The organism is Actinomadura rubrobrunea NBRC 15275, from assembly GCF_001552235.1.
GTDB lineage: Bacteria > Actinomycetota > Actinomycetes > Streptosporangiales > Streptosporangiaceae > Spirillospora > Spirillospora viridilutea.
On record NZ_BCQU01000210.1, the window covers coordinates 1 to 1,227 of the forward strand.

Sequence of the window (1,227 nt, forward strand, 5' to 3'; positions counted from 1 at the left end):
GCGCCGAGGCGCCGCCCGGCCCCCCGGCGGGCTCCGCCGCCCCCGGACCGCGGCCGGCGCGGGGTCGCACGGTCAGCGGACCTCGTGCAGGTCGAGCAGGTCCACGCGCACGTGCCGGCCCCCGGACAGGGCGCCGATCACGGTGCGCAGGGCCTTGGCGGTGCGACCGCTGCGACCGATGACCTTGCCGAGGTCGTCGGGGTGCACCCGCACCTCGAGGACCCGGCCGCCCCTGATCCGGCGGGCCTTGACCCGGACGTCGTCCGGGTGCTCGACGATCCCGCGCACCAGGTGCTCGAGCGCTTCTTCGAGCACGTCAGCCCTCGCTCTTAGCTTCGGTGTTCTCCTCGGCCTTGGCCGCGGCGCCCTCGCCCCGGTCCTCGCCCTTGCCCTTCTTGGACTCGGACTTCTTGCGGGACTTGGCCGTCGTGGCGGGGGCCTCCTCCTCGCCGAGCGACTCCTTGACCGCGGCCTCGAACAGGGCCTTCTTGTCGGGCTTGGGCTCGGCGGTCTTGAGCGTGCCCTCGGCGCCGGGCTCGCCCTTGAACTTCTGCCAGTCGCCGGTGATCTTCAGGATGTTGAGCACCGGTTCGGTCGGCTGCGCGCCCACGCTCAGCCAGTACTGCACCCGCTCGGAGTTCACCTTGATGAGCGAGGGCTCCTGCTTGGGCTGGTACAGGCCGATCTCCTCGATGGCCCGACCGTCGCGCTTGGTGCGCGCATCGGCGACGACGATCCGGTACTCCGGGTTCCGGATCTTCCCCAGACGCTTGAGCTTGATCTTGACTGCCACGGGTGTGGTGTTCTCCAGACTTCATACAGGGCCGAGCGGGTCTCGCCGGGTGGGGATACCGGCTACCGACCGCTCCATGGACTCCGGCCGCGCAGGACGAGAGAGGGCACCTGTGCGAATCCGGTTTTCCAGCCTGCCATTCTGCCAGACGATCCGCGCGAGAACCCAATCGCGACGTGACACGCCGACCGCGCCGCCGCATCGGCTCCGCACGGGCGGCGCGGCGCCGCGGCCGTTTGCGCCGCCCGACGCGATTCGCGCCGTTACGGCCTACTTCTTCTTCTTGTTCTTGCGGCCCTGGAGATCGCCCAGGTCGGGCATCTGGAAGCCGGGGGGCAGCTGCCCGCCGAGGCCCGGGGGCAGGCCGCCGAGGCCGCCGAGGCCGGGCGGCAGGCCCGTGGGGGCGGCCCCGTCCGGGGCGGCGGCGGGCTGCT

Annotated in this window: 2 protein-coding genes; both read right to left on the bottom strand. The window is 72.1% G+C overall.

The window, feature by feature from the left end; genetic code table 11:
* Nucleotides 1-72: 72 nt before the first annotated feature.
* Nucleotides 73-315 carry an RNA-binding protein gene (locus tag AR3_RS29055; protein WP_067918821.1) on the bottom strand — a complete coding sequence of 81 codons (243 nt, stop codon included), beginning with the start codon at nucleotides 313-315 and terminating at the stop codon, nucleotides 73-75.
* Between the two features lies 1 nt (nucleotide 316).
* Nucleotides 317-793, bottom strand: coding sequence for a 30S ribosomal protein S16 (rpsP, locus tag AR3_RS29060; RefSeq protein WP_067918823.1), 477 nt, complete (start codon nucleotides 791-793; stop codon nucleotides 317-319).
* Nucleotides 794-1,227: the final 434 nt, after the last annotated feature.